7 protein-coding genes are annotated in these 7005 nt (G+C 45.0%); all 7 read right to left on the minus strand.

What is annotated here, in order from left to right; translation table 11 throughout:
• On the minus strand, positions 1-385 hold a 385-nt coding region (locus LDL35_RS13630), incomplete at its 3' end, for an MCP four helix bundle domain-containing protein (protein ID WP_369694939.1).
• A 105-nt stretch (positions 386-490) separates the two neighbouring features.
• Positions 491-1039: a chemotaxis protein CheW gene (locus tag LDL35_RS13635; protein ID WP_304023407.1), complete on the minus strand. Its 549-nt coding sequence runs from the start codon at positions 1037-1039 to the stop codon at positions 491-493.
• A gap of 7 nt (positions 1040-1046) precedes the next feature.
• Positions 1047-2588 carry a CheR family methyltransferase gene (locus LDL35_RS13640; protein ID WP_304023409.1) on the minus strand — a complete coding sequence of 514 codons (1542 nt, stop codon included), beginning with the start codon at positions 2586-2588 and terminating at the stop codon, positions 1047-1049.
• Complete coding sequence (locus LDL35_RS13645; protein WP_304023411.1) at positions 2585-3088, minus strand: chemotaxis protein CheW; 504 nt, start codon at positions 3086-3088, stop codon at positions 2585-2587. Before LDL35_RS13645 ends, LDL35_RS13640 begins: the two co-directional genes overlap by 4 nt.
• Positions 3069-4040, minus strand: a complete 972-nt coding sequence (locus tag LDL35_RS13650; RefSeq protein ID WP_304023413.1) for a replication factor C small subunit — start codon at positions 4038-4040, stop codon at positions 3069-3071. The genes LDL35_RS13645 and LDL35_RS13650 overlap by 20 nt, the downstream gene beginning before the upstream one ends.
• An 88-nt stretch (positions 4041-4128) precedes the next feature.
• Positions 4129-5973, minus strand: coding sequence for a tetratricopeptide repeat protein (locus LDL35_RS13655; RefSeq protein WP_304023414.1), 1845 nt, complete (start codon positions 5971-5973; stop codon positions 4129-4131).
• A gap of 82 nt (positions 5974-6055) precedes the next feature.
• The coding region (locus LDL35_RS13660) for a tetratricopeptide repeat protein (RefSeq protein ID WP_304023416.1) at positions 6056-7005 on the minus strand (950 nt) is incomplete at its 5' end.

The following is a 7005-nucleotide window of genomic DNA, read 5'->3' on the forward strand; positions in this document are numbered from 1 at the left end:
TTTTATATCGATCCCACTGATTCGTGAATGTCAGGAAATACTGATATTGTTCCTCACTCATTCCAGCCTTTTTCATCTCTTCGATGATAGGCTCTATTTTACCAATCTCTGCCAATAATCTCTCATAATCCTGTTCACGTTCTTCAGGAATGGCTATGGATCGAAATACCAGCGATCGGATTGAATGAAGCCCGACCTCCATGTTTCCTACATTCATCAATGGCACTGTCTGTTCAGAATAGAGTTGATCAACATCATCGGTCAGTTTATTTACACTCATTAGACATGTCACAATAATGAACGACATAAGAAGGATTACGAGGATAAAACCTCCAAAAAGTTTTTTCCCTATGTTAATGTTATTTAAGAATGAATTAATGCTCATGATTCACCACATAAATTGTTGAGATTTCTGTAACCGACAGCAATAATGGTTTCTCGAGATGGGAAAATTTGGTAATGGGACTGGGATACAGGTCATCCATAGTTATTACCCTTTATCACGTGAACGATCAACGATAAGCCGGGGATGAGTAAGAATTACCCGGCTGTTTATCAGAATGAGAGGACCTGGAAACACACCGATCAGAAATTCCTTTCCAATACCGCGGATTGTGTCAGGAGGAGGGGTCAGATGAGAAAGGTTTTGCCATGAAACACCATCCACCTGATCGGCAAGGACTGCAAATTCCATCCCCTCTCCTGAAAGAACGATTATTTTATTGTAATCCGAGAGCCCCTTTCTGGGGAGGTCAAAAAAAACACGTAAATCAGTAACTGAAATGACTCTGCCCCGGATACTGATAATCCCCAAAATAAAATCAGGAGTTCCTGGAAGAGAAGTTAAATGCCGAAGTACAGTTACTTCTCTTACATACTCCATGGATATACAATACCGTTCACCATTGAGCATAAAAGAGAGAACTTCAACTCCTTCTCCGGTCTCCTCTTCTTTTGTCAGAGGCTTAGCCAGTATACGGGCACGCTCCAGTAAAATTTCAGAATTGGCACGATTATCCAGGTGTAACGTCTGTTCCATAATGAAATCATCCCCCAAGAAGCATCTGAATCATGTCTTTCATCTTCCGTGCAGGTATTCCCTCCGTCTCTTCGAGGATGATATCTTCATCCTTTGAATCCAGAATATGAATCGCCAGTTCATAATGATGCCTGGCAAGATCAGGTCTGCCGGTTTTCTTATAAATTCCTGCTATAGCAAGATGGGCAGGAAGGTAATCAGGAAATGCATATAAAGACTGTCGAAGTGACTGGAGAGAGTCATTATACAGCCCCTGTTCATCAAGAACAGCTGCTTTTAACAGATATGGCCGGGGATTTAAAACATCTGCAGCAATAAGCCGGTCACTCCAGCCAAGTGCCTTATCATATTCTCCATTCCCTGCATACGCCCTGATCAATATCTCCATCTGCCTGACCCAGTGAGGAGAAGACTGATATCCTGATTGGGAGATCATCTTACCGGCCTCTTCAAGACGGTTCTCGGAGATAAGGCGATCAAATCCCTCATCTTCAGGCTCAAGAAGATAAGTAACTGCCGAAGATTGATCCGAATTATTCTCTTCAGCCGGAAATATGTCACCAGGAAAGTCAGCTATGTCATGAATATCCGGTTTCTGGAAAAGATCTCCTTCGATTACTCTTGTAACCGGTTTTGATTCATCATCATATCTTGTGCCAGATAAGGTGTGAGTAATTTTTTCTGTAGCGCCCGGGATGTTCTGATCAACCTTTTCATGAAGAAAAACAGAACCATGATGAAGCATCCTGATAAACTGACCCTGCACTAATCCAATCTCCTGTGGAGAAACAATGAGATAACCCCCGGTCCGAAGGGAGCGAATAAGATGACCAACTACCTCACCTGACTGCTCTGCTGAAAAATACATAAGGACATTCCTGCACAGGATAAGATCAAGGGATGACGGTCCCACAGCATGATAAAAAGATGTATCATGGATTAAGTTCATCCGTTCAAAACGAACCATGGTCCTGACAGAATCATCAATTTTCATCCGGTTGTCAGGAGTCGGGGAAAAAAATGATCCAACCGGAATGAGTGGATCATCCCTGAAAGACCAGCGGGAATAGATACCTTCCTGTGCACGATTGAGCATCTGCTGGTTGATATCAGTCGCAAGTAAGTAGATATCCCAGTCATCTACATCAACAAGCAGATACCGGAGCAGAATTGCAAGAGAATAGGGCTCTTCCCCGCTACTGCATGCAGCACTCCAGATACGAAGGTATAATTTATGCTCCTGTCTTCGTGACCGGATGAGATCAGGAAGTAATGAATCGCGGAGGTATAGAAAGAGGTTTTTATCCCGAAAAAAGTAGGTCTCTCCAATGGTGATATATTTAACCAGGACTTCAAGAAACCGGACCTGAAATGATGAATCATTCACCTGCTGAACACAGGTTTCGGGGGGAATTTTCAGATCAGTGCACGCAGAAGTGATGTGTCGGCACAGATCATGGGTATGCCGATCATCAAATAAAATCCCGGTGTGAGCCAGGATAAAATCCCTGATAATCCCGACAGCTGCTTCATCCAGAACATCGCTCATAAATTAAGATATTCCCTTAAGGCACTGATTTTCTCCTGATCTTCTATCCCCAGCAGATCTTTCGGATGCGAAATAATTAAAAGACCATCATCGCACCGGTATATACCCATAATGCCTTTCATCCCTGGAGAGAGATTTTCAGGAGAGATGATCTTATCCTCAAGATGATATACCCCGGAGATGGTTTCTGCAATAATCGCCATATGCCGCTCTTCCCTGACGATGATTAAAAAATCCTGAATGTCAGGTTGCTTTTCATCAAGTGAGAGATATCTTCTGAAGGAGAAGACCGGAAGAACATCACCATGATAATTGATAATCCCGACGATGCCACGGGGAGGATCATCCACCGGTGTTATTGCAACCATACGGATGACATGATCCAAAAGGACGGCAGGAACACCGAACCGTACATCCCGGACAGTAAAAACAAGAATATCTGTTGGATCTTCAAAGACTGAAGATTGAGAAAAACCGGGATTACCGACTGTTCCTACCACCGTACATCACAAATTTTGCGATAAGGGATTGCATCTGTATATCACTTCCGGCTCCTTCTGATAACCGGAAATCCGTCTCTCCAAGTGAGTCAATAAGCCGGACCTTCACTCCCTCAGGGAGATCCCGTTTGACCACCGCACGATATAACTGACCAATGAGCTCCTGGGGGGCAATGCCACGGTCATGAAGTAAGGCCTGAAGAGAACTCCCTGCTCCCAGAAAATTACCGGCAAGGCTCAGGTCAATAAGATCATCAATCTCTTCCGGTCGTGCCGTTGCAGTGATTGCAAAGATCATATCCGGGCTGATATCTCGCCCAAGTATCGCTGCACCCTGGAGTGCGTTGATGGCTTTTCGCATATCTCCCTGGGCAACATAAAAAATTGCATCAATAACTTCTTCCGTCACTGTAAGGTTCTGATCAGCGCTAATCCGCTTCACCATTTCTGAAACAGCCTGGCGCCCAAGCGGTCTGAACCGGTAAATTGCACATCTGCTCTGAATAGGATCTATGATCTTTGCCGAATAGTTACAGGAGAGGATAAACCTGCATGTCTGTGCATACGTCTCCATTGTCCGGCGAAGAGCAGATTGTGCATCAGTTGTCAGGGCATCTGCCTCATCAAGGAAGAGTATTTTAAAGGTAGATCCGCCAAACGGTGAAGTCCGGGCAAACTGCTTGATCTGATTTCTGACGACATCGATACCCCGTTCATCAGATGCATTCAGTTCGCGGAAATTCATCTGCCAGTCTTCACCAAAAAATTCACGTGCAAGAGCAACTGCAGCGGTTGTCTTTCCGGTTCCTGCATTTCCGGTAAAGAGCAGATGCGGCATCTCACGCTTCGCCACATAAGAACGAAGCCTTTCAATTATCTCCTGTTGTCCGATGATATCTTCCAAAACCCGCGGCCTGTATTTCTCTATCCAAATGGCGTGTGTCTCTTCCATCTTCCTAATATCCTCCGGACATAAACCAGATTATTGGTACAGGCATCCCTCCTTTGATCAGGAATGATGCCCATTCTTACTCTATATATTACTGATGTTCATCCGATATAGGTTCTTCAGATTGATCTGAAGAAGACCTGCCAATGAGTATATCTGTGCATACCTTATACCCATCCTGTGCTCTGAGATCTTTTGGATCGAGTGCAAGTGTCCGTTCATAACAGATACGTGCTGCTGCCTCTTCACCTGCCAGAAGCAGGACATCGCCTAAATTTCTCCAGCCATCCGGATTCTCAGGATCCAGAGTGGTGACACAGGTCAGACTTATCCGGGCTTTATCATACTCTTCAGCATGGATCTCAGACATCCCTTTCAGAAGAAATGCATCAGACCAGTCAGGATTTAAAGAGGCTGCCTGTGCAGCATTTAGAGCAGATTCAGCATACTGCCCGAGTTCAAATAATACGCGTGCACGGGAAAGCCAGATATCAGCACTATCAGGTATACTGCTCACCGCCTGGGTAAAAAATTCGAGCGCCCGATCAGGGTCTCCTGACTGTTCACAAGCCTGACCTGCAAGGTATGCCAGATGCCCGTCAGCAGGTCTTATATGTAACAGCAGTTCAAACTGCTCCGCAGCCATTTCAAACTCCTTAATCTGGGCAAGGAGTGATGCATACCGAAACAAAATCTGATAATCTGCCGGTTTTTTATCAAGGAGAGCAGACAATAAAGTTCTGGCCTCTTCAAACTGTTCTGAATGCACCAGCAGATCGGCGAGTACCAGTGGGATCTGATATCCATTATGCTGATCCATCCATTCATACAGAATTGTGACAGCCATATCAACCATTGAAAGATGCCAGCCCCATACGCGGGCAAGGGTTGTTATCCAGAAGGAATTGTCGGGATCTTCTCTTCTCTCTTCTTCACAGAATGCCACCAGATCATCCCATCGTTGCAGATGGTATAGTGATCGTGCATACCCTTCAGCAGCGTTTGGATCGCCGGGACGCTCCATCAGAACTGAATCAAAAACAACCAGAGCATCCTCATACCGGTTACATGCCCCAAGGACCCGGCCATACTGGATCAGAATATCTGGTTCATCCGATAATGATACCGCTTTCTCCAGGGATGCAATTGCTTCTTCATGGCGGTCCAGAGTACTGTATACCAGACCGAGGAGCAGATGAGGGAGATGGCTGTCTGCATCAAGTCGGGAAGCCATCCGGAAAAATGATACTGCCATGGAAAGATCATCCTGTGCAAGATAAAGCATCCCTTTTTTCAGCCAGGGGATGACCTGTTCGGGGTCAATTTCTATGAGGCGATTATAACACCAGAGTTCATCCTCCCATCGACCCATCTCCTCATAGAGCCTGGCACAATAAAACAAAGTCTCCGTATTATCCGGATCATTGTCAAGAGATTCACGAAACCATCGTTCGGCCTCTTCAGGTTTATCAAGTTTATAGGATATCAAACCCATGTAGGTCCGGATTTCAGGATTATCAGGATCAAAAACCAGTGCCTCCGTAAATGAATCTGCAGATTTATGATAATACCCCGAGTTATACCACATCTTCCCAAGTTCTATCCTGGGTTCCGGCCGGAGTGGTTCTAATGCAATGCACTTGGTAAAGTATTCTTCTGCTTCATTGAGATCTCCTCTTTTGAGTGCAATTCGTCCAATCTCAAAGCAGACATCAGCTTTCTCCGGGAACCGGGAGTGGAGATTTAAAAACAGGTCCCTGGCTTCATCAAATTTTCCGGACAGGTGGAGAGTGTACCCTTTATTATACCACGCAACAGAATCGTCGGGATCTTCATCGATAATCATCTGAATGCATGAGAGAGCCTTATCAAATTCTTCACATCTGGCATGATAAGCGGCTCTCTGCATTATCAGTTCTTTCTCATTCGTGTGCATACAGGACCTGACATACAGGAATACTCCTGCAGATGATTGTACCTATCAGCACCAGAATAATTGAACTTTCGGAAAAAAAGAATTAGCTGGAGGATTCAGGGGCTTTTTCCCTGACCTCTTCAGTTTCATTTGTTTCGTTCCCAGACTGTGAGGAAGTGACATTTCCGCTTTCCGGATTCTCAATAAGCTCCTTAAGATCAAGGGCATACTGCCATTCCTGATCATAGGAGAGTGCCTTATCAACTGCGGCCCGTGCCTCATCCATCTTATTCAGTTTATAGAGAGCAAATGCCTTCTGTGCCCACAGGTCAGCTTTGGTATCATCAAGAGCTATAGCTGATTCAAATGCCTTCAGAGCTTCTTCAAAGTTCTCCTGGGTGAGTAATGCCAGTCCCTTTGCAAGATATGCACGTGGGCTTGGTTCAATCGCGACTGCCTTATCAAATGCTGCGATCGCCTCTTCAGTCTTGTCAAGTTTTACAAGAGTAGTTCCCAGGTTATAGTAGTACTCTGCAACAGAATCAGAGATCTTTATCGCTTCATGAAAAGCCTTGAGTGCTTCTTCATAGTTTTCAAGCTCATTCAGAACTACACCATAATCATTCCATGCGACCGCATTGGTTGCATTGAGTTCAACGGCCTTTGCAAAGGCTTCTGAAGCTCCCTGATTATCATCATTCTGAACACGTGCCAGTCCAAGGGTATAGTATGCCTTTGAGCGATCATCTTCAGTCATCTGAGATGCATTGAGTGCAGTTGCCTGTTCGAGTGAGTCGGCAGCATCCTGGTAATTTTCAAGTTGATACTGAGTCAGACCTTTCAGGTAATACGGATCAGCAAGATCAGGTCTCAGTTCGATCATCTTGTCAAGTGCCGCTGTCGCTTCATCATATGAACCTTCGTCACTTAACAGACCACCAAGATAGTACCATGCGTCAGCAAGGTTCGGGTTTAACTCAGTTGCAGTTCTGAATTCTGCAATCGCTCCGGATCTGTCGCTCTGATCGATGTACACTTGTCCCTTCCAGTAAT

Origin of the sequence: Methanospirillum hungatei, assembly GCF_020216685.1 — an archaeon.
Lineage (GTDB): Archaea > Halobacteriota > Methanomicrobia > Methanomicrobiales > Methanospirillaceae > Methanospirillum > Methanospirillum hungatei_B.

Bases quoted from the DNA above. Each gene is read 5' to 3' on its own strand.
- LDL35_RS13635 (WP_304023407.1), bottom strand. From the start codon at position 1,039: ATGGAACAGACGTTACACCTGGATAATCGTGCCAATTCTGAAATTTTA.
- LDL35_RS13640 (WP_304023409.1), bottom strand. From the start codon at position 2,588: ATGAGCGATGTTCTGGATGAAGCAGCTGTCGGGATTATCAGGGATTTT.
- LDL35_RS13650 (WP_304023413.1), bottom strand. From the start codon at position 4,040: ATGGAAGAGACACACGCCATTTGGATAGAGAAATACAGGCCGCGGGTT.
- LDL35_RS13655 (WP_304023414.1), bottom strand. From the start codon at position 5,973: ATGCACACGAATGAGAAAGAACTGATAATGCAGAGAGCCGCTTATCAT.